Source organism: Dellaglioa sp. CoH-57-MRSF-16 (assembly GCF_056782055.1).
Genome location: NZ_JBXAXZ010000244.1, coordinates 1 through 229, shown reverse-complemented (window position 1 = coordinate 229; position 229 = coordinate 1). Strand labels below are relative to the sequence as shown.

Below are 229 nucleotides of genomic sequence, written 5' to 3'. Positions count from 1 at the left end.
ACGGGTTTTGACGTAGTTGAGTTGGAAGAGCGCGCGGAGCAACGGGCAAAGGGCAACATGTACGAAAATGAATCGTGCCGTATACGTGCCGATCAAGAAAAGCTCGTCGAGCTTAGTGGTGTGCTGGGATCATTGACGTGCACTGGTACCCAGAGTGCGGTTCTCGAACAGGTGCACGCGATTGCGAAGCTCGCATTCGACGAGGTTGCTGTCATCTGGGATGAATCGG

1 protein-coding gene is annotated in these 229 nt (G+C 54.1%); it reads left to right on the top strand.

The window, feature by feature from the left end; all coding sequences use genetic code 11:
- The coding region (locus AC1RPH_RS08575; RefSeq protein WP_481762164.1) for a hypothetical protein at positions 1-229 on the top strand (229 nt) is incomplete at both ends.